This window comes from Ruegeria sp. PrR005, from assembly GCF_010500245.1.
GTDB lineage: Bacteria > Pseudomonadota > Alphaproteobacteria > Rhodobacterales > Rhodobacteraceae > Ruegeria_B > Ruegeria_B marisflavi.
This window is the reverse complement of sequence record NZ_JAAGOX010000013.1, coordinates 49,515-69,346: the sequence shown is the minus strand read 5'-3', so window position 1 is coordinate 69,346 and position 19,832 is coordinate 49,515. Positions and strand designations below refer to the sequence as shown.

Below are 19,832 nucleotides of genomic sequence, written 5' to 3'. Positions count from 1 at the left end.
CGGCGAGCGCCACTATTTGCCGAGAAAATTCGGCCTCCGCATCCCCTTAACCATGGGGAGGGTGCAGCCAAAGCAATCCGACTTGAGGCGGGGGGGCGGTTTTGTAACGTCCGGCCATGACCAGACGATCGTCATTTTGCTATTTTTAGGCCAGCCCAGAGATCATCAGCTTGGCGGTCATGTTGTATGTGCGGTTTCCACTGTCTCTCCGAAACGAGGAAGATTTGCTCCACGAGCGTGGCTTCGATGTCAGCCACGAGGCGGTGCGGTTCTGGTGGCAAAGGTTCGGTCCGATGTTTGCGTCCGTGATCCGCAAGAAACGCGCAGCTCGGCTTCGGTCCTGGCCTGAGTGGCGTTGGCATCTGGAGGTGCTGTCAAAGCAAACCGACTTGAGGCGGGCAGGGCGGTTTTGTAGCGTCCAGTCATGACCAAACGTTCGCCATTTCGCTATTTCAAGACCAGCCCAGAGATCATCCGCTTGGCGGTCATGTTGTACGTGCGGTTGGCGGTGTCAGAAGGAATCCGGTTGAGACGGGCAGGGCGGTTTCGTAGCCTGACGGCATGCCGAAACGTGATCCGTTCAAATACTTCCACAGCAGCCCAGAAATCATCCGTCTGGCGGTGATGCTGTACGTCAGATTTCCCCTGTCACTGCGCAATGTTGAAGATCTGCTTCACGAGCGCGGCGTCGATGTCAGCCACGAAACGGTCCGGTTCTGGTGGCAAAGGTTCGGTCCGATGTTTGCGTCTGAAATCCGCAAGAAACGTGCTGATCGGCTTCGGTCCTGGCCGCAGTGGCGTTGGCACCTGGATGGGCTTTGTCAGAGGGATGGCGCTTGAGCGGGGCAGGGTGGGCAGGTAGCCTCTGGCCATGACAAATCCGAACCCGTTCCGCTACTTTCGCACGAGCCGCGAGATCATCCAACTGGCCGTGATGCTGTACGTCAGATTTCCGCTGTCACTGCGCAATGTGGAGGATCTGCTGCACGAGCGCGGCATTGATGTGAGCCACGAGTCGGTACGGTTCTGGTGGCAGCGATTTGGTCCGATGTTTGCCGCCGAAATCCGTAAGAAACGGGTTGAGCGGATGCGATCCTGGCCACAGTGGCGTTGGCACCTCGATGAGATGTTCGTGAAGATCAACGGGGAAAGACACTACCTGTGGCGCGCCGTGGACCACGAAGGCGAGGTTCTGGAAAGCTACGTGACGAAGACGCGCGACAAGAAGGCGGCATTGAAATTCCTGAAGAAAACGATGAAGCGCCACGGCCGGCCGCATGTTTTCGTGACCAACCTGCTTCGCTCCTACGGAGCGGCGCTAAGAGACATCGGTGCCATCCATCTCCAGGAAACAGGTCGCTGGATGAACAATCGGGCGGAGAATTCGCACCTGCCGTTTCGACGACGGGAACGGGCGATGTTGCGGTTCCGGCGGATGCGAAGTTTGCAGCTGTTCGCCGCCGTTCACGCCTCGGTCTTCAACCATTTCAATGCCGATCGGAGTCTCACCAGTCGAGCCAACTTTAAGCACCACCGCGCCGCCGCTCTCTCGGAGTGGCGTTGTCTCTGCGCGGCATAAAGGGCAGCTATCCTGCCGTCATCGAGACCGGTTCTCATCCGTCTGACAGCCCCGCCAGCCACCTTCGGGTACTTCCCCTATAACGAAGCCGATGCCCCTTCTGCCGGGTATTCCGGGCGGTTGTGCGTTGTGTTGGCCTACAGAGACGTATTGTGGCGCTGCGGAAGGGCGGGATTTCGGGCACAGTCTCTGTGGGCCATTTTGGCGGTGCGGTTTTTCGTTTCGGGGAGCGATTAACAGGGAATTTACAGGGAAAAACGCAACGGGGGCGTCGCGCCGTTCTCGCCGGTACATGCGTGAATGCGATCGGGCCGATCTCTGGCGCAGAGACCGGCCGGGGGTTCGAAGGATTGAAGGGGGATCAGGCCTTGGGCAGACCGTAGAGTTGTTCCTGCTCTGCCCAATCGAGGGGAATCGGATTGGAGAGGATGCGTCGGGCGGTCATCTCGGGTGGCAGGGTCCCGGCGAGAATGGCGGCCTGAAGCCGGGGCGAGAGGAAGGCCAGTTGCGAGCGGGTGCGGACGAAGGATTCGGATTGTCCGCTCTTGTTGATGACCCCGGACATCGGGATACCGCCACGCAGGTCGCGGATCCATTCATGTGCCCGGGCCAGGTTCCTCAGCAGCACCGGGTCAGGCATGGGTGCGCGCGTGCCGGTCACGATCCGGGTTTCCACGCCGCGGCGGCGCAGGGTAAGCGGCAGTATGAAGGAGAGCACCTCCGGCGCGAAGGTGTCAGCGGAAAGGTCAAGACAGTTTGCGAGGGCTACTGGATCGCAGATGATCGTGAGGGAGGAGCGGGCAAGGCGGGCCTCGGTGATCAGAGGAGCGGCCTCCGCCGGACGGGCGCGGAGCGCCTTGCTCAAGGTCTCGACCCGCGCCAGAAGAGCATCGGCATCGCTTGCATCCGGGATGGCAAGCAGACGGTGCGACTTGACCATCGCCTCGAGGTGCTCCGCGAGACCGACGGCCACGACCCGCTCGAACGCGGCCGCGGGCAGGCGCCAACCGGACGGATCGGGACCACCGGAGATCAGGCGATTGGAGACATAGTAGCGGTGACACCGTCCGGCCTTCACCGTGTGGGTCGGCGTAAGGCGGTCGCCGGTGTCGTCCCGGAGCTTTCCGGTGAGGGTCGCGTTGGCAGCGGTGCCGTTTTGCAACGTCTTGCTCCCTCGACCACGCCGCGCGGCGGCATCGAGCCGGGCTTGGACCCGGGCCCAGAGATCGGGGTCGAGGATCGGGTCATGCAGGCCGGGCCAGACCTTATCCTTGTGGCGGATCTGCCCGATGTAGACCGGGTTGCGCAGCAGGTGCTGGATCTGTCCGTTGCTGAGCCGGGAGCCACCGCTGGTTTGGCCGGCCTTGTTGGTGCGGAGTTTTGAGCGCAGGCCAAGCCGGTCTGCTTCGCGGGCCACGGCCCCAAGCGCGCCGAGATCGTCATAGAGCTTGAACAGGGTGGTCACCGTTTCCGCTTCCGGGGGGTTGATCACGAGGGTGCGTTTCTCCGGGTCGGGGTGGCGGTCATAGCCCAATGGCAGGTTGCCCCCCATCCAGAAGCCCTTCTTCTTGGAGGCGGTGATCTTGTCGCGGATCCGCTCGGCGGTGACCTCACGCTCGAACTGGGCGAAGGACAGAAGCACGTTGAGGGTTAAACGCCCCATGGACGAGGAGGTGTTGAAGGCCTGGGTGACCGAGACGAAGGAGCAGCCTGCGGCCTCGAACCGGTCGACCAGCCTGGCAAAATCCATCAGCGACCGGGTCAGGCGATCGATCTTGTAGACCACGATCATGTCGACCCGTCCGGCTTCGACATGATCGAGCAGGCACTGCAGGGCAGGACGTTCGAGCGTGCCGCCCGAGAGGCCACCATCATCGTAGCGGGCAGGGACAAGCTTCCAGCCTTCGTGTTTCTGGCTGGCGATGTAGGCAGCACAGGCCTCATGCTGGGCGTCGAGCGAGTTGAACGCCTGTTCGAGTCCCTCCTCGGAGGACTTGCGGGTGTAGACCGCGCAGCGGATGGTCTTCTGCCCGGACTTCATCGTTTGGCGCCTTTGCCATTGGTGCCCCGACGGGCGCTCGGTGTCTCCGAGGCGGTGGTGAGCCCGAAAAAGCGCGGCCCGGACCAGCGTGCGCCGGTGATGGCGCGGGCGACCGCGGAGAGCGAGGGATAGGTCTTGCCCTGCCAGAGGCAACCCGCCTCGAGAATATCCACCACATGGGTGACACCGTTCCACTCCCGCAGCAGCCGACCACCGGGGCGCAGCGCAGGCGTCACCTTACGCGTCTCGCCGGCCGCTTCCCGGGCAATCCGCTCGACCAGGTCCTTGGGCAGGCCACCCTGCTGCCGGGCCTGCACCTCGAAGGCGAGGAAGCGCCGCAGAAAGACCTGGCTCAGGCCCTTGGGAGGCGGGGCCGCGAAGATATCACGCCAGTGATCGAGCAGGGTCTCGCGACCCGCGGTCTCGAGCGTGGCAACCGATGGCAGGGGGATCGGGTGCGCCTTGCCTGTTTCCGTGCGCGCGACGTTGGTAAGGTCTTTCATCGATGGTCTCTCCTTCTTGTTGGGCAGATCCGTTGGGATCAGCCGGTACCGGGAGAGGCCCGGGCTCGGCCGGGCATGGGGCCAGTGACGCTCTGTCGGGCGGCGAAGTCCAGTGCTTTCTGGTCGAAAATTTCGACAGTATTTCATCAAGATTTTATCAAGTTGATGATGCTAAGTATTTGAAATAAAGTTTAAAAATGTGTTGATCTGCCTCGGGAGCTCACTCAGTATTTTTCTTGGGTGCTGGCGATGATTCCTTTCGGGAAAACCCGCCGATCCCAGATCGCCGAGCCGCTGCTGCCTTGGGCTCTCAACTGCAGACACGCCGTTAACCGAGGACGGCTGTCTGTTCCCGGGATGGTCATGATCCATCCCCGTTATAGGAGCATGCTGAGCCATGACGGCCCAGATCGAACACCTCCCGATCGCGTCCCTGACGCCGTGGAAGCGCAATGCGCGCAAACACCCCAAGAAACAGATCCTGCAAATTGCAGCGAGCATCGAGGCCTTCGGCTTCAACACGCCAGTGCTGATCGATGCGCAGGATCGCATCCTGGCCGGTCACGGCCGGGTTGCGGCGGCCCGCCACCTGGGACGGGACACGGTTCCCTGTCTGCGGCTTGAACATATGAGCGAGGAGGAGGCGCGGGCCTTCGTCATCGCCGACAACCAGTTGGCGCTGAATGCGGGTTGGGACGAGGACCTGCTGGCCGAGGAACTTGAAGCCTTGCTGGCCTCACCCGATCTCAGCTTCGATATCGAGGCAATCGGTTTCTCGATCCCGGAACTGGACATGATCATCGACGGGGCGGCGCCAGTGGAACCGAACGATCCTGCCGATGACCTCGTGCCCAATGACGTGCCGTCGCGCTGTCGCCCGGGAGATATCTGGCAACTGGGAGAGCACCGCCTGATTTGCGGCGATGCGCTTGATCCCGCAGTGGTCGGGAGCCTGATGGACGGCGAGAAAGCCCGGATGGTCTTCACCGATCCGCCCTACAACGTGCCGATCGCTGGTCATGCGGGCAATTCCGGTCGCACCCGGTACCGGGAATTTGCGATGGCCGCAGGCGAGATGAGCCCGGAAGCATTCACCACTTTCCTTGCGGGGGCGTTCCACAACTTCGCCGGACACAGCCTGGATGGGTCCATCCACTTCATCTGCATGGACTGGCGTCACCTGGGCGAGGTGCAAGCGGCGGGAGGACAGGTCTATTCCGAGCTGAAGAACCTGATCGTCTGGGTCAAGGACAATGGCGGCATGGGCACGTTCTACCGCTCGCGCCACGAGATGATCCTGGCGTTCAAGCACGGCACGGCGCCGCATGTGAACAGCTTCGAGCTGGGACAGCATGGGCGCTGCCGCACCAATGTCTGGGAATATCGCGGGGTGAACACGCGCAAGGCTGGGCGAATGGACGAGCTTGCCCTGCATCCGACGGTGAAGCCGGTGCAGATGATCGCGGATGCGATCCGGGATGTCTCGGGCCGGGGCGAGATCGTGCTCGATCTGTTTGGTGGCTCGGGCTCGACGTTGATCGCGGCGGAAAAGACCGGCCGACGGGCCCGGCTCTGCGAGATTGATCCCGTCTATTGTGATCGGATCCTCGCGCGGTGGGAGACCTATGCCAAGGACAGGGCCGTTCGTCTGTTCCCTGGGCGGGACAGCGAGGCTCAGGCAGTGGAGGCCGCAGAATGAGCAAGGATGATGACAAGCCCCCGTTCCTGCCGTCGCCGCATTACGAGGTCGGCTATGGCAAGCCTTCGCGGGACAAGCGGTTCCGCAAGGGTCAGTCCGGCAACCCAAAAGGCAGGCCGGTGGGGGCCTTCAGCCGCCGTTATACCGGGGCGGAAGAACGGACGTTTGATGCCTTTCGAAAGTTGTCTGCACAAACGATCACGGTCCGGGATGGGGGCGCGGTGGTAACGATGACGATGTCGGAAGCGGTAGTCAAAACCCTTATCTTGAAGGCAGCTAAAGGCAGCGCCCGACACGCTGAACTGTTTTTCAGGTACATGGCTATTATTGAAAAACGGGACCGTGAGTTGTTTGAGCAAATTCAACAGGTGTTTATCGAGTACAAGGTTGGCGGTGAGAAAGAACTTGCACGGCGAGAACGCCTTGGGATCACAAATCTTCCTGATCTGGTCCCGCACCCAGACGATATCGAGGTCGATTTTGAGACTGGGGCCGTCAGTCTAAATGGCCCGATGACCGAGAAGGAGAAGGCCGAATTGGACGCCGCAGTGGAGGAAGCGCATAACAAAGTTGATGAATGGGAGGCTGAGCAAGACGAACTGATCTCTTCTTTCGAGCTGTCTTGCGTCGAGGATTCGGAACAAGCAGCCCTCTTTGAGGAACTGCGCCGCCGGATCAGAAAGATGGCGGCCGAAAGGCGTTCCGAGATCAACAGCTACGTCAAGCGCCCGCGCTGACCTATCGTTGTTCGCTCAACTGGCATCGAAGAGCTGGCCGACCAGCACTTCGATGCGATCCGCCCAGGCCAAACGCTGCCACCATTGCACCGGAATGGCTTCCGCACCGTAAAGCGCGCCGGCCAGTTGCCCCGCGATGGCGGCGGTGGTGTCGGCATCCTCGCCAAGATTGGCCGCCCGCAGCACCGCCGATGCGAAGTCGCCCGAGGCCCCAATGCTCCAGAGGGAGGCCTCGAGCGAATGGGCGACATAGCCTGTGGCCCGGATCGCATGGCGCGGCTTGCTGCGCCAGCTGCCTGCCATGATCCCGTCGATGGCACCGGCATATTCGCCGGGGCGGTTGCGCAGAACGGCGCTGCGGGGCTGGCCCTCGATCGCGTCGGCGAGCAGCTCCGCCCATGTCACGCAGGCATCCACCGCTTCAGGCGCTGCGTGGGTGGTCCGGCTCTGCCGGGCCGCGACATCGCGCAGGCGCGCCCGGTCGCGCCAATGCCGGATCGCGGCCGGGGCGAGGCGCATCAGGCTGCCATTGCCCGCACTCATGGGGTCCGTGGATCCCGCCATCGGGTCGCCGCTGCGCTTCCAGCGCGCCAGCGCCTGCCGCGTGGTCATGCCGATGTCAAAGCAGTGGCCGGTGCAGGAATAAGTGCCCTTCTCGTGCCAGTCGACGAAGCGCTGCATCAGGTCTCGTTCATCGAGGACCGGCGCCTCGACGAGGCTGTCTGCGAGCGCCAGTGCCATGGCCGTGTCATCAGTCCATTCCCCCGGTTTCAATCCGAAGGGCCCTCCACCCACCATATCCGTCAGCGGGGCATAGCTGTCCCGGCTACGAAACTCGAGGGTGGTACCGATGGCATCTCCAACCGCAAGACCGAGCAGGGCACCCACTGCCCGGTCACGGATCGCTGCCTCGGTCGTGGCGGGTGTTGCCTCGGGCAAAGGGGTGAGCGTGCGGACGTATCTCTCCTGCTCAACTGTTTCGATCGCTCCGGGCCGAGCCGCACGCACCGCGTCAATGGCCGCCTGCGGCGCATGTCCCAGTTCAACCATCAGCCGCGCCACAATGGTGCCGGCCCGGCCAAGCCCGCCTTTGCAGTGCACGAGAACGTCGAAGCCGCAGCGCAGGCGACCAAGCAGGTCGGGACCACAGTCGGTCCAGGCTCTTTCGAAACTAGGGCCCGGCACCGAGACATCCGGGATTGGCAAGTGCATCCAGTCCATGTGCCGTTTGCGCACGGCATCGCCCATTCCCTGGACCTGAAGGGTCTCGAGTTCATGATCCTCGATCAGGGTCACGACCACGACCGCGCCCCAATCACGAACCGCATCGAGATCGAGCCCAAGATCGCGGTTCCAATTGCCGGTCATCGCACCCGCCTGCACCTTGCCGGGGCAGAAGGTAATTCCGATCCGCCCCATCCCTGCATCGGGGCAAAGCGTGGCGATCTGAAGCGGATGGGTCAGGCTGGTGCGCATAGCAAGAGTTCCTCTCAAAGCGGCTTGGCCGCGAAAGGCGGGAAGTCCTTCTCACCCAATTCGCAGCAGCACAGCAATGCTCCGAAACAAAGGGAATGCAAGGGGTTAGGGCTTTTTGCAGAGCTCTTAGGAATCCGTAAACCGTCCCTCGATTTCGAATCCGTTTCTGTCCTTCCTGGTTTCGCTCTTGCAGCATTCCAATGCCGTGCTGATCGCGCTGCTCGCGCTGGCGGACCGGCTGGTCGTGGAGGATGTCGAGGACCGGGAGCGTCAATAGGCGGAGGCGTTGCACGGTGTGCGGGCCCTTGTTTTGTGTTCGATTTTGGTTATCTTGAATACATAGCCAAACAGGGAGCGCGCCATGCCTCGCACCACCACAATGACTGTCCGCGTCAGCGGTGCCCTCAGCGAGTTCGTCGCGACCAATGTCGGCGCGGACGGCTCCTATGAGAACGTCAGCGAATACATCCGCGACCTGATCCGCCGCGACAAGGAGCGCTCAGAGCGCGAGGCATTCAATCGCCTGAAGGCCGAACTCAACCGAGCCTTCGCCGCGCCCGAGGAAAGCTACAGGCCGCTGACCGCCGCCGAGGTGATTGCCCGGAATCGGCAGGCCTGAACCGATGGCAATCCGGGTTCAGGAGGCGGCCTCGGTGCGCCTCGACGAAATCTACAGGTACACCCGCGACCGCTGGGGAGAAGCGCAGGCCGACACCTACATCACCGGCCTGTTCGCTGCGTTCGAGCAGATCGAAACACGCGGCGTCCGATCCAGGCCTGTGGCAGCCGAGTTCGGGGTGGAGGGGTACTTCTTCCGCTACCAGCAGCATTTCGTGTACTGGCGGCGGCTCGCCAACGGTGACATTGGAATCGTCACCATCCTGCACGAGCGGATGCATCAGATGGATCGATTCAAGGAGGACGACACAGCGTAGCCGCCACTTCCAGGTCTATCTGTTGAACATTCCAGGGCCGTCCCGAGAGTTCGAATCCCATCCCCTCCGCCACTTGCACATTGCAAACCCGAAAACAGGTCCCTCGCGGGGCCTTTTTCTTTATGTGCCAAAGGGGTTTGCGGGGACCATCCGCCCTTCGGAGACTGGCCAACTGCGCGAGATCGGTCTCCGAACGCCCACCGTCTCTTCCCACCCGCCCTGCGCTCTTGGCGAGACGGGTTCGAAACCTCCATAGATTTCAACGAACTGACGGGGTCGCGTTGCGCCCGTGTTTTGCTGGTTCCGGCATGTTTCAAAGCCGATGACGAGGCGACACGGGCGGCGTGGTGGTACGTACGATGTCGTACTTGCACGAAGGAGCGTGTATTGAATTTCCTGTAAAACCTTCCCATAAATTCAGAATGTTGCGCTCTGCCTTCCATCTGTCAGCAGCGACTACTGTTCCAGAGCGCGGAGGGATACTTGGGAAAACGGGCAATAGACTATCTGCTGGGAGACATCCGAGCCCAAGCACACGTGCTCAAATGGGCAAGGCTGATATTCAGCGCCGTTGGCGTGGCCGCGATTGCTGTTGGGCAAGTTTGGATCGCCTCTGGGTGGGGGACGACCGTGTTCTGGTGCGGCGTCGCGATGGTAGTCCTTACTGGGGTGGTTCTCTTCTTTTTCGAGAAGGACAGTGCGTCGCTGATACTGGATTTAAACGCTAGTGAGGTACTGGTAGGCGAGCAAGCGGACCATATTCGTTACCTGGAGAGGCGAGAAGAAATCCTTCTTTCTTGGCAGTCGATTACCAAGCTACTGTCTGAGCTGTTGGATCAAGCGCTGACCGCAACGGATCTCGGCGCCGAGGCGAAAAAGGTGTTCTTCACTGCTGTTGTAGAAATACTCGCAGACTATAAATTTTCATTGTTTCGGATCGCTGACGAGTATTGCAATATTTCGATCTACGAACTGTCGGCTGAAACTGGATGCCTGGAATGCATCGCTTGCTTCCGGTCTCGTCCCTCGGATGCACTTGGTGAACATAGATCATGGAAAGTCGGCGAGGGGCATGTCGGTAAAGCATTCGAATTGCAACGGGAATTGATTTGCGGAGACGCATCGGCACCCGATATCAAGCCGTGGATCAGCGCGTCTCCGGCCAACTTCGACGGACGTGATGATGAACGATATGTTTCGCTTGCGGCAGTGCCAATTGGAGTCAATGCAGACGAGCCGGTCGGTGTGTTGATCGTGACGAGCAATGTGGCGATGCGTTTCGCCAACTCCGATGAGAACCATGGCGACGAGAATGTGAAGGAAGAGCGCCGACTTGCCGTTGCGGCGCTGCAAGATTTTGCTGCACAAGTGGGACAGCTTGTGGCAGTATTCAGGTTAAGAGAGGCGACGCATGCCGAAGGAACCTCTAGCGATGAGTAAAGCACCGAAATCATTCAGCTCTTTCACGACGACGCGGATCGGTACGATCAATCGCGACATCGAGAAGAACATCAAACTCGTCGTGTCGGGGTCCCGCGGCGCTACCGGTGAGGCGATTTCTTCCGTCAAGAAACGTCAGGCATTGTTGGCCGCTCGTCCGTTCAAGGCAAAGCAGTCCGCTTAATTAGCGAAAGCTTCGCTCAGCCTGCGCCTGCCATGTCTCCCCGGCTAGAAAACACAGGTCGTAGAGGCTGACCGCCGACGCCTCGCGACCACAGGTCAGGCGCTTCAGCACCTCTGGCGCCAGATAGGCGAGGCGCAGCTGGCGACTGACATGGCGCTCGGCCAGGCCGACGGCTTCGGCCAGTTCCTGGATCGTGGCGAACTCACCTGCCTCCATGCGACGCCGCCAGCCCCATGCCCGGCCGATGGCGCGCAGGATGTGCGGGTCCTGCGTCTGATCCTCGCTGGGGCTGTAATCGGCGGGCCGCATGATTTTGGGCCGCCCGTTCTTCTTGCGCAGCTTCAGGGGGATCAGCACGCGGATCGTGTCGTTGCTTCGTGTCATTCGGCGGCCTCCATGTCGCGCGGAGCGATCATTTCGCGGATGACGCCCGCGACGCCTTCGCGTCGGATGTCGACCTCGAGCCCGGCGGCGGTGACGGTGACGCGCCGGACCAGAAGCTGGATGATCCGCGCCTGCTCGAGCGGAAACAGCTGCGCCCAGAGCGTGTTGAAATCATGCAGCGCCGCGATGGCTTCGGCCTCGGACACCTGATCGCGCTTCAGCGCCGCCAGCACCTGCGTGACCACCTCGGGCGTCTGCAGAATGCGCCGGACCTCGGTGACGATGGCGTCCTCGACCATGCCCGCAGGCAGGCGGACCGGTGCTTGATCGCCGCCGCTGTCATCCGCCGTGGTGCGGTTCTTGATCACGTCCATCGACACGTAATAGCGATAGAGCTTGCCGCGTTTCTTGGTCGCGGTCGGGGTCATCGCCGCGCCGGTATCGGTGAAGATCAGGCCCTTCAGCGGCGCGGGCGTCTGCATGCGGCTATTGCTGGACCGCGCGTGGCGATTGCCCTGAAGGATCGCGTCGACCTGATCCCAGATTTTGTCGGTGACGATGGCGTCGTGCTCGCCCGGATAGGCCTTGCCCTTGTGGACGGCCTCGCCGCGATAGACGCGATTGCGAAGCACCCGATAAAGGTAGCCCTTGTCGATCAGTGTGCCCTGCTTGCTGCGAAACCCCTCCCGCCGTAGTTCCTTCGCCAACATCGTGGCCGAGCCGAGTTCGACGAACCGCTCGAAGATCCGGCGCACCGAGGCGGCCTCAGCCTCGTTGATCACCAGCTTGCGGTCCTGCACATTGTAGCCGAGCGGCACATAGCCGCCCATCCAGATCCCGCGCTTGCGCGAGGCGGCAACCTTGTCGCGGATGCGTTCGCCGATGACCTCGCGTTCGAACTGGGCGAAGCTGAGAAGGATGTTCAGCGTCAGCCGCCCCATCGACGTGGTCGTGTTGAACGACTGCGTGACCGAGACGAAGGTCACGCCGTTGCGGTCGAACACCTCGACCAGCTTTGAGAAATCCATCAGGGCGCGGCTGAGCCGGTCGATCTTGTAGACCACCACCACGTCGATCAGCCCGTCGTCGATGTCGGCGAGCAGCTGCTTCAAGCCGGGCCGGTCCAGATTGCCGCCCGAGAAGCCGCCGTCGTCGTAGCGGTCGCGGGTGGCGACCCAGCCCTCGGATTTCTGGCTGGCGATATAGGCTTCGCAGGCCTCCCGCTGGGCGTCGAGGCTGTTGAATTCCATGTCGAGCCCTTCCTCGCTCGACTTTCGGGTGTAGATGGCGCAGCGCAGGCGGCGGCCGGGGCGTATGTTCATGTCCATAATCAAACCTCCCGCGGTCGGACCTGCAGCCCGAAGAAGCGATAGCCGTTCCAGCGCACGCCGGTGATTTCCCGCGCGATGCCGGAGAGCGATTTGTATTTGCGGCCCTGCCACTCAAAACCGTCCTTCAGCACGGTGATGGTGTGCTCGACCCCGTTCCATTCCCGGATCAGCCGCGTGCCTGCCACCGGATTGCGGGGATCCGCGATCTGGTTCTTGCGGCGGGAGACGCCCTCGACCTCGTCGGCAAGCAGGTCCAGCATGCGACGGGTCTCGTGGTCGGGCCCGCCATAGGTCAGTTCCTGGAGGCGATAGGCGATACGGGCCTCGAGAAAGGCGCGGCTGTTGTTCGGTGCGGCGCTGCCAAGGAGCCGTTCCCATTCGGTCTTCAGCTCTTTCACCGACATGGTCTTGAGGGCGGCGATGCGCGACAGGACGCTTTGGTCCAGGCGCGCGTCCTGCCCGGGCTTGGGCGGCGATATCTTACTGTGATGCTTCATCAATTCCTCCGATGCGGATACGTTTCCTGCGACGACCACCGCTCTTTCGGAGCGGGTAGTCCACGGAACTGTCTCCGTCGGCGGGCGATAAAGAACTGGACTTCCCGGCAGTCAGGCGAACGACGCCCGCGGCGAGGATGCGACCCAACTCGGCAAGCCGGGCATCAGGGGCCATGCGTTCAGGGCAAAGAGGATTGGGCCCGGAAACCGGGTCTTCGGGGGGAATGGACATGGCGGGTTTTCGCGACTGTTGTGATAGGCGAAATGTGTCGCGAAATCAGAAAAATATCAAGTAAATCAGCTTATTACGGTCGATGAGGATATCTGCGCTGCGTGGCGAAAATCTGCGTAGCTGATATGTCCCTGCGCCGACCTTTCTGTCGGGCGGATGCGCCGAATCAACTCGTCCACCCGTCCATGAACTCGTCGTAGCTGTCGAGGATCGGTTCCTCTTCGAAGTCCCGACCATACACGGCGTCGTCGAACTGCAAGATGGTCAGGGACAAGTCCAGGAACTCGGACACCATCGCCAGTTCCCGCACTGGCTCGGACCCGCGGCTGAAGTTCCAGACGCCAGCCGGTCGCTCGACCGGCCGGTCCGAGACAAATCCCCTCTCGTCGGCGCCGAGGGCAGCCAGTGCATCGTCCGGGATCTGCATGCCCGATCGCACGAAGATCCCGCTCTTGAGAGCAGACTTGCTGGCACGCCCCCACCTTGCGAAACCGTCACGCGCGACGATCATGACGGCCCGCCGGTCCGTGAAATCGATCCACTTCCGGCAGGCGGCCAGCAGCGACACGCCGTAGCGATCGGTGATGTGGTTCAGCAGGTCAACGGTCATCTCTTCGCCGTTCACCTGCTCACGGTAGTCATCGAGCGGCATCAGCAGGTAGGAGGCGAAAGTGTCCGCCTCTTCCTCGCGTTGTCGTTCTGCCTCCTGCCAGGCATTCGGCAGCAGCGGTTTGCATTGAAAATCGCAATCGCGCTGAAGGGTTCCGCCCTTGTAATCCCGATCGGACAGAACGGGGCGATGAAGCTGGTAGTGACCGAACTCATGCGCGATGGTGAAGCGAACGCGGCCGCGATACCGGGGGTCGTCGTTATAGACGATGTGCCATTCCGGGCGCTTCCTGTGCGGCCGGAGCATTCCCTCGAATCCCGGAAGCTCGCCACCCACGATCTTGCCGATAGGGTCCGCGTTGTTGCGGGAGACCTCTCGCGCCAGGGCCTCGACGTCGACCGGAAAGCGGTCTTCGCCCAGAACATGCCGGAGCATGATCGAGAGCCGATTTGCCTCCTGCTGGGGCGATTTCTGCTTTCCGTTGGTCATCAATCGTCGTCCAAAGCATCCAGGATACGTCGCAGGCGTTCTTTCTCCGGCGCCGCCATCTTCTTGTATTTCCGGAAGAAAGCTATGTCCTCGGCGTTTTCCTCTTCTTTTTCACCGTCACCGGCCAATAAGTACTCGACTGTGGTATCGAGCGCGGTGGCGATCATGGCCAGCTTCTCGGCCGAGGGGCGAACGACTTCCTTGTTCTCTATTTCCCACATGTAGCTCTTGCTGGAGCCGACCCGCTCAGCGAGTCCCTCCAGGGTCAATCCGCGCTTTCGCCGCTGCTCGCGAACGCGCTCCCCTAGTGGTGTTGGCACGGCAATACCCTTTTCGTTGGCGGTTCGTTTTTACGAACTTCTAGTCCTTGACACGCCATACGCGCAATCCCTATCTTCTGCGCAGGTTCGCTATTACGAACTTAGATTCCCGTTAAAACAAGACCAGGAGGCCAGAATGGCTGTTGGAAAAAACCCGGGCACGCATCATGTCGTGCCGAATGCAGAAGGCGGCTGGGATGTCCGCCGCGGTGGTGCAGCGCGCTCGAGCGGGCACTTCGACACCAAGCAGGACGCCGTCCAGCGTGCGCGCGAAATCAGCCGCAATGCGGATACCGAACTGAAGATCCACAATCGTGACGGACGGATCGCGCAGTCGGATTCGCACGGCAACGACCCCCGCAAGATCAAGGGCTGAGGAGATGTAAGACATGGCGTCGGTGACCAACTTCATCCGCAATACCCCGCTCGCGTCGCTGCGCGACTATTTCACTGCGGCCGGGATCGAGTTTCCGACGCCCGTCAACTGGGATGCGCCTGAGCCGGAAGTCGTCCGGCCGCTGCTTCAGGCGGTCGATCAGATGGATGACGAAGCGCGCGGCCGCGTCATCAACGATGGTGAGCGCGTTGGCGCCATGGCCGATGTCGCGGGGCAGACGGCGCTCTACAGTGTTGTCGACGACCGGGAGGTCCTTGACGAGCTCGAAAATGGCCATGCCCGCGCCATGTGGCTGTTCATCAACGATCTGAACCGGTTTCGCCATGCGGAAGAGGTCCGTTTCACTGATGAGCGCCGCCGCGGGCGGAGCTGGGACGGCTTCATCTGCGAAGCGAACCTGAACCTCCGTCGCGACGAGATTGCGCTCAACGCGTTCAAGGCGGCCCTGCGCCAGAGGTTCGCGTCGCGGAATGTGCATGTGGACATTTTCGAACGCGTCCGTCCGACCTTCGAAGGTGAGGACTGCGATCTGGTTCAGATCACGGTTTACCGCGAGGGCCTGCCGGACGATCAGTTCGCTTTCGACGAGGGCGAACTGGTGCGCCGCGCCTATCGGCCCGTCTTCGAGGCCGCGATGACCTATGAGCCCGCCTCAGGCGTCATCGAAGTCGTTGCCAATGATCGGGAGAGCCGCGCCGAGATGGCGCAGTATCTGGCCCGTGACTTGCTCGGCGTGGAATTCCGGGACGAGAAGGTGCCCATGCGGCGCTATGATCTCACGGTGCTGCTTGCGCCCCATACGTTCCCGACTGACATCGAGGACGGGATCGAGCGGGTGGAAGTCCGGCAGCTCAGGCTCATGCCGATCGATGCCGTCGGCGAGCGCGTGACGCTGGAGGCGATGAGCAAAGCTGAACGCGACATCTGGACGATGGCGGAGGCTCGGCTTGGCCCCGACAACCCCCTCACCGGCGGCTGGGTGGCGACGCAGGCGAAGCTCGTGATCAAGTTCCAGCCCAAGCCCGGGGCTCGGCGTGGTCGCACGCTGCCCCTGACCATCACCATGCCGCATGGCTGCAATCTGAAGGATCAGACGGAAGAAGAGCAGCTGATCGGCGAAAAGTATCTGCGCCGGTGGGGAGTTGTGGTCGATGACCCGATCCTCATCGACGATTGACGAGCGGTCTGCTCGGCTTTTCGTCAGCATCGTCGAGACGAAAGGCGCGCGCATCGCCGGGGCCGTTCTTCATGACTATCACGCGGCCAGCGCCACTCCTTTGATCGGCGCTGGTCTCTTGGTGCCCGACGCTCCGGTCCCGGTTGCCACCTCTCTGGTTGACCATGGGGATGAGCCAGTAAATCTGGAATGGTCGCCAGAGCAGCGCGCCTACGGGTATTTCAGCCCGGCAGCGGGATGGGTAACCGTCGACAGCGAACGCCTTCAGGTTTTCCGCTTCGATGCCAACGCGTTCCTCGGTCGGCTGACATCTCGCCTTGACCTGCCGCGCTCTGCCCGCCCGGCAGAACGCATTCCGGGCCATCTATGGGAGTTGGGCGACGTCAGACTGCCCGGGCGTGGTGCCCGTGTCCCAATCTGGTATGCGAGACGGCTGACGGATCGCGAGACCTGGCAGCAGGTCGTCAACTACCTCGGGGGGCGTCCGCCCGCAGATTTCAGGGTGGTGGTGACCACCTCGGCGACCCGTGGTCTCGCTGAGGCTGACCTGTCCCGGCATCAGTTCATCGCGTTGGGGGATCTGGAAACTGGCGGTGCGGCGCTGGTCATCGAGCCAACCTATCTAGCCGCCCAGCTAAAGGCCGGCGCGGCGACCCATGCAGGCGATCCCGTGCGCCACGCCGCGGGGTTCCGTCATCTCTGGGTGGGAGAACGAGAATTCAAGTTTGGCGGCGACAAACAACGTCAGATCATCGAGTACCTCTTCAATGCCTGGGAATACGGTGAGAAAAACGTCAGCTCTCAGGTTATGCTCGCAGAGCTCGAGTTCGGCTTGAAAAGCAGGATCAGGGACATTTTCAAAGGCCACAAGGACTGGCAGGACTTGATCGAGGTGGCAGGCGGATCCTGTCGGTTGCGCATCAGGGAACTTCTGGAGGCCGATAGTCCTAACGCCGATTGATTGCGCTGTTCCCGATCTGCCCGAAAACGGCATCCTTCGTCTATTGCGCCTCCATAATGCTTTGCACGATAGGCACTGCCCAGCTCGGGAGGCCACTGCTGTTGTGAAGGAGATCCCTTTTCACTGCATCTGGCAGCTTGTGCTTCAGCGTGGTCACAACCCGAGTGTCCGACGCTGCTTTCGATCCGAGACAGAGCAGTGCCTGCGCGACGGGTGCAGAGGTCTTGCCTGTCCAAGCCATCACACTCGGACTCGCATGCCGCAGATGGATGGTGCGACTGCCAATTTTCACGTCTCGCGTCGGCCCGTCCGTCACATAGCTTGTCTTCGCTGGAACCGCGTTGGTCAGGCCCAGCTGGTTCGCTGCGACAATGCCATCGGGCATGATGCGGACACCGTCACGCCTCGCGATGGCGGCGACCGCCTTTTCAATATCGACTGGTGCAGGCCGCTTAAGGACGCCGCTGGTGCGGGGCAGATCATAAAGCCCTCGGCCGAGGCGACGGAGGTCACCGTTCTTTGTCAATCGCGACAACGCCTGATCGATGGCCGCACGGCTACCGAGGTCAAGAAAGTCCTTGGGGGTGCAAACCCATTTCCCGCGTCCCTTCGAAAGAAGGCGCTTCATGATTCTATCAGAAATACCAGTCATCTGAGCGGTCGCTTCAGGCCTTTTCTTGTCAGAAGAATGGAGGATTTTTCTGACAAACTCAATTCCTCCCCAAACGCCCCCTTTTCGCCTCCCTCAGCCCTCCCACGCCCTCCGCCATGTTGAACCCGCAAGTGTTCGCAGAAATCCCAAGGAGGTTCACATGGCGACCAGGCACCTTTCCCAGATCGAGCTGGCGGCTCGCTGGAACATTTCGCACCGCACGCTGGAGCGCTGGCGGTGGACTGGCGAAGGCCCGAAATTCATCAAGCTCGGCGGCCGGGTGATCTACCGGCTCGAGGATGTCGAGGCCTTCGAGGCCGAGCAGATCCGCGGCGTGGATCACGAACCCCATCGTCCGATGTCGGCGTGAGGGGGCGGAACATGACGATCTCCAACCACATCACCCTTGCCGATATCCACCGCATGTCGGTGGGCCGGATCGCGGCGCTGCCCGCCGATCAGCTCGCGCTGCTGAAAGGCGCAGCGGAGGAGCAGCTGACGCAGGCGAAGTCGGTCGCGGACTGGCTCGACGGTGCCATCTCCCTGAAATACGCGGACCGCGCCCAGGACACCCGCCAGGAGGCGGGTAAGGACACCGGCACGATCCGGTTCGAGGATGACGGCGTCACCGTGATCGCCGAACTGCCCAAGCGCATCGACTGGGATCAGGCGTTGCTGACGCAGATCGCCGAGAACATCGCCTCGGCGGGTGAGGACCCGGCGGAATTCATCGAGACCAAGCTCTCGGTCTCCGAGCGCAAATACAGCGCGCTGCCGGAAAGCTGGCGCAAGGGCTTCGAGCCCGCGCGCACGGTCCGCACCGGCAAGCCCAAGTTCCGCCTCGTGCTGAACGAGGAGGTGCGCTGATGGCCATTTCGCTCGCGTCCCTGCGCACGACCTCGGTGCTGACCCCGCCGCGCATCCTGATCCACGGCGTGGCCGGGGTGGGCAAATCGACCTTCGCGGCCGACGCTGACCGGCCCGTCTTCCTCATGACCGAGGATGGTCTGGGCAAGCTGCAGGTGCCGCATTTCCCGCTCGCGACCAGCTATGCGGAGGTGGCCGAGGCGCTTGATGCGCTGCTGAACGAGGACCACGATTTCGGCACGGTGGTCGTCGACAGCGTTGACTGGCTGGAACCGCTGATCTGGGCCGAGGCCTGCAAGCGCAACGGCTGGGCCTCGATCGAGGCGCCGGGGTTTGGCAAGGGCTATGCCGAGGCGCTGACCATATGGCGCGAATATCTCGACCGGCTCAACGCGCTGCGCGACCGCAAAGGCATGGTGGTCATCCAGATCGCCCATACCGACATCAAGCGTTTCGACAGCCCCGAGCACGAGCCCTACGACCGCTATGTGATCAAGCTGCAGACCCGCGCTTCGGCGCTGCTGCAGGAGCATTCGGATGTGGTGCTCTTCGCCAACTATCAGATCTCGGTCGCGAAATCCGATGTCGGCTTCAACAAGAAGGTGACCCGGGCGCTCGGGTCCGGTGCGCGCGTCATGCACACCGAAGAGCGCCCCGCCTTCCTTGCCAAGAACCGTTACGGCCTGCCGGACACCCTGGCGCTGATGTGGTCGGAGTTCCTCGCGGCCATGCCCCAATCCCAATGAACTGAACAAGGACAAGACCATGGCACGTTTCGACACGTCCTTCGACGCCACCAGCGTCGAGCCCACCACCGCCTACGAGCTGCTGCCCGCAGGCAAATACCGCGCCCAGATCGTCGAGAGCGAGATGCGCGTCACGAAGAACGGCATGGGCCAGTTCCTCTGGTTGATGCTCGACATCCTCGAGGGCGAACACAAGGGCCGGAAGATCTTCGACCAGCTGAACCTGGTGAACCCGAACCCGACCACGGTGGAGATCGCGCAGCGCACGCTCTCGGCGATCTGCCACGCCACGGGCCGGATGCATGTCAGCGACAGCGAAGAGCTGCACCTGATTCCGATGACGATCCAGGTGAAGATCCGGCCGCCGAAGAACGGCTACGGCGAGAGCAACGCGATTGCCTACCTGCCGCCCGAGCAGGGTTCGGCCCCCGCCGCCCGTCCTTTGAGGCCCGCGCCCGATCCGGCCGGCTCTTCGGTGCCGCCGAAAATGGCCTCCGCGCCCTGGAACAAGAAGGGCTGAGCCTTCGCGCTGCCCCGCGCCCTGACTGACGGGGCAGCGCACAACCCCATCCGAG

General features: G+C 62.0%; 24 protein-coding genes and 1 pseudogene. 16 read left to right on the top strand and 9 right to left on the bottom strand.

All coding sequences use genetic code 11. The features are described 5' to 3' along the window. Positions 1-161: 161 nt before the first annotated feature. The 3 genes and pseudogenes from G0P99_RS24745 to G0P99_RS10665 all read left to right on the top strand — a co-directional run. Positions 162-368 (top strand): annotated as a pseudogene (locus G0P99_RS24745) (IS6 family transposase); the annotation flags it as partial. Between the two features lie 193 nt (positions 369-561). Beyond that, positions 562-840: a hypothetical protein gene (locus G0P99_RS10670; protein ID WP_370462754.1), complete on the top strand. Its 279-nt coding sequence runs from the start codon at positions 562-564 to the stop codon at positions 838-840. A 31-nt stretch (positions 841-871) separates the two neighbouring features. After that, positions 872-1,579 (top strand): IS6 family transposase, encoded by a 708-nt coding sequence (locus tag G0P99_RS10665; RefSeq protein ID WP_164129590.1) that lies wholly within the window; start codon positions 872-874, stop codon positions 1,577-1,579. Positions 1,580-1,940: 361 nt separating this feature from the next. On the opposite strand, the gene G0P99_RS10660 is transcribed toward G0P99_RS10665, so the two are convergent. Further along, positions 1,941-3,620 (bottom strand): recombinase family protein, encoded by a 1,680-nt coding sequence (locus G0P99_RS10660; protein WP_164129588.1) that lies wholly within the window; start codon positions 3,618-3,620, stop codon positions 1,941-1,943. Then, on the bottom strand, positions 3,617-4,123 hold the full coding sequence (locus G0P99_RS10655; RefSeq protein ID WP_164129586.1) for a DUF2924 domain-containing protein: 507 nt from the start codon (positions 4,121-4,123) through the stop codon (positions 3,617-3,619). Before G0P99_RS10655 ends, G0P99_RS10660 begins: the two co-directional genes overlap by 4 nt. A 397-nt stretch (positions 4,124-4,520) precedes the next feature. Between G0P99_RS10655 and G0P99_RS10650 the strand changes: the two genes are divergently transcribed. Then, entirely contained in the window at positions 4,521-5,822 is a 1,302-nt protein-coding gene (locus G0P99_RS10650; RefSeq protein ID WP_164129584.1) for a site-specific DNA-methyltransferase, read from the top strand. Next, positions 5,819-6,559, top strand: coding sequence for a DUF5681 domain-containing protein (locus G0P99_RS10645; RefSeq protein ID WP_164129465.1), 741 nt, complete (start codon positions 5,819-5,821; stop codon positions 6,557-6,559). The genes G0P99_RS10650 and G0P99_RS10645 overlap by 4 nt, the downstream gene beginning before the upstream one ends. A 15-nt stretch (positions 6,560-6,574) precedes the next feature. Here the strand turns inward: G0P99_RS10645 and G0P99_RS10640 are convergent, their stop codons facing one another. Next, a complete protein-coding gene (locus G0P99_RS10640; RefSeq protein ID WP_164129582.1) occupies positions 6,575-8,035 on the bottom strand; it encodes an ADP-ribosylglycohydrolase family protein in 1,461 nt (486 codons plus the stop codon). A 361-nt stretch (positions 8,036-8,396) separates the two neighbouring features. Here G0P99_RS10640 and G0P99_RS10635 point away from each other — a divergent pair, with 361 nt between their 5' ends. The 4 genes from G0P99_RS10635 (at position 8,397) to G0P99_RS10620 (ending at position 10,594) form a co-directional block, all read left to right on the top strand. After that, on the top strand, positions 8,397-8,654 hold the full coding sequence (locus G0P99_RS10635; protein ID WP_164129580.1) for an addiction module antitoxin: 258 nt from the start codon (positions 8,397-8,399) through the stop codon (positions 8,652-8,654). A gap of 4 nt (positions 8,655-8,658) precedes the next feature. Further along, positions 8,659-8,970 carry a type II toxin-antitoxin system RelE/ParE family toxin gene (locus G0P99_RS10630; protein ID WP_164129578.1) on the top strand — a complete coding sequence of 104 codons (312 nt, stop codon included), beginning with the start codon at positions 8,659-8,661 and terminating at the stop codon, positions 8,968-8,970. Between the two features lie 483 nt (positions 8,971-9,453). Next, positions 9,454-10,410 carry a GAF domain-containing protein gene (locus tag G0P99_RS10625; RefSeq protein ID WP_164129576.1) on the top strand — a complete coding sequence of 319 codons (957 nt, stop codon included), beginning with the start codon at positions 9,454-9,456 and terminating at the stop codon, positions 10,408-10,410. After that, entirely contained in the window at positions 10,403-10,594 is a 192-nt protein-coding gene (locus tag G0P99_RS10620) for a hypothetical protein (protein ID WP_164129574.1), read from the top strand. Before G0P99_RS10625 ends, G0P99_RS10620 begins: the two co-directional genes overlap by 8 nt. On the opposite strand, the gene G0P99_RS10615 is transcribed toward G0P99_RS10620, so the two are convergent. The 5 genes from G0P99_RS10615 to G0P99_RS10595 form a co-directional block, all read right to left on the bottom strand. Continuing rightward, positions 10,595-10,978 (bottom strand): hypothetical protein, encoded by a 384-nt coding sequence (locus G0P99_RS10615; protein WP_164129572.1) that lies wholly within the window; start codon positions 10,976-10,978, stop codon positions 10,595-10,597. Then, positions 10,975-12,306: a recombinase family protein gene (locus tag G0P99_RS10610; RefSeq protein WP_164129569.1), complete on the bottom strand. Its 1,332-nt coding sequence runs from the start codon at positions 12,304-12,306 to the stop codon at positions 10,975-10,977. Before G0P99_RS10610 ends, G0P99_RS10615 begins: the two co-directional genes overlap by 4 nt. A gap of 2 nt (positions 12,307-12,308) precedes the next feature. Further along, on the bottom strand, positions 12,309-12,806 hold the full coding sequence (locus G0P99_RS10605; protein WP_164129567.1) for a DUF2924 domain-containing protein: 498 nt from the start codon (positions 12,804-12,806) through the stop codon (positions 12,309-12,311). 398 nt (positions 12,807-13,204) lie between these two features. Beyond that, complete coding sequence (locus G0P99_RS10600; protein ID WP_164129565.1) at positions 13,205-14,137, bottom strand: ImmA/IrrE family metallo-endopeptidase; 933 nt, start codon at positions 14,135-14,137, stop codon at positions 13,205-13,207. Further along, positions 14,137-14,457: a helix-turn-helix domain-containing protein gene (locus G0P99_RS10595; protein WP_074743390.1), complete on the bottom strand. Its 321-nt coding sequence runs from the start codon at positions 14,455-14,457 to the stop codon at positions 14,137-14,139. The genes G0P99_RS10600 and G0P99_RS10595 overlap by 1 nt, the downstream gene beginning before the upstream one ends. 136 nt (positions 14,458-14,593) lie before the next feature. Here G0P99_RS10595 and G0P99_RS10590 point away from each other — a divergent pair, with 136 nt between their 5' ends. From G0P99_RS10590 to G0P99_RS10580, 3 genes are read left to right on the top strand one after another with little or no spacing between them, the layout of a single operon-like run. Next, a complete protein-coding gene (locus G0P99_RS10590; protein WP_164129563.1) occupies positions 14,594-14,833 on the top strand; it encodes a DUF2188 domain-containing protein in 240 nt (79 codons plus the stop codon). A 13-nt stretch (positions 14,834-14,846) separates the two neighbouring features. Next, positions 14,847-16,031 (top strand): hypothetical protein, encoded by a 1,185-nt coding sequence (locus tag G0P99_RS10585; RefSeq protein WP_164129561.1) that lies wholly within the window; start codon positions 14,847-14,849, stop codon positions 16,029-16,031. Continuing rightward, a complete protein-coding gene (locus G0P99_RS10580; RefSeq protein WP_164129559.1) occupies positions 16,006-16,992 on the top strand; it encodes a hypothetical protein in 987 nt (328 codons plus the stop codon). Before G0P99_RS10585 ends, G0P99_RS10580 begins: the two co-directional genes overlap by 26 nt. A gap of 40 nt (positions 16,993-17,032) precedes the next feature. Here the strand turns inward: G0P99_RS10580 and G0P99_RS10575 are convergent, their stop codons facing one another. Continuing rightward, positions 17,033-17,620 carry a DUF6088 family protein gene (locus G0P99_RS10575; RefSeq protein ID WP_203583069.1) on the bottom strand — a complete coding sequence of 196 codons (588 nt, stop codon included), beginning with the start codon at positions 17,618-17,620 and terminating at the stop codon, positions 17,033-17,035. A gap of 184 nt (positions 17,621-17,804) precedes the next feature. On the opposite strand from G0P99_RS10575, the gene G0P99_RS10570 reads away from it, so the two are divergent. The 4 genes from G0P99_RS10570 to G0P99_RS10555 are packed head-to-tail and all read left to right on the top strand — an operon-like array spanning position 17,805 to position 19,777. Further along, positions 17,805-18,014: an AlpA family transcriptional regulator gene (locus G0P99_RS10570; RefSeq protein WP_043869387.1), complete on the top strand. Its 210-nt coding sequence runs from the start codon at positions 17,805-17,807 to the stop codon at positions 18,012-18,014. A gap of 11 nt (positions 18,015-18,025) precedes the next feature. Then, the gene (locus G0P99_RS10565; protein ID WP_164129555.1) at positions 18,026-18,511 is read left to right on the top strand and encodes a hypothetical protein; all 486 of its coding nucleotides are present in this window, start codon (positions 18,026-18,028) and stop codon (positions 18,509-18,511) included. After that, positions 18,511-19,257, top strand: a complete 747-nt coding sequence (locus G0P99_RS10560; protein WP_164129552.1) for an ATP-binding protein — start codon at positions 18,511-18,513, stop codon at positions 19,255-19,257. Before G0P99_RS10565 ends, G0P99_RS10560 begins: the two co-directional genes overlap by 1 nt. 19 nt (positions 19,258-19,276) lie before the next feature. After that, entirely contained in the window at positions 19,277-19,777 is a 501-nt protein-coding gene (locus tag G0P99_RS10555) for a DUF669 domain-containing protein (protein ID WP_164129550.1), read from the top strand. Positions 19,778-19,832 lie beyond the last annotated feature (55 nt).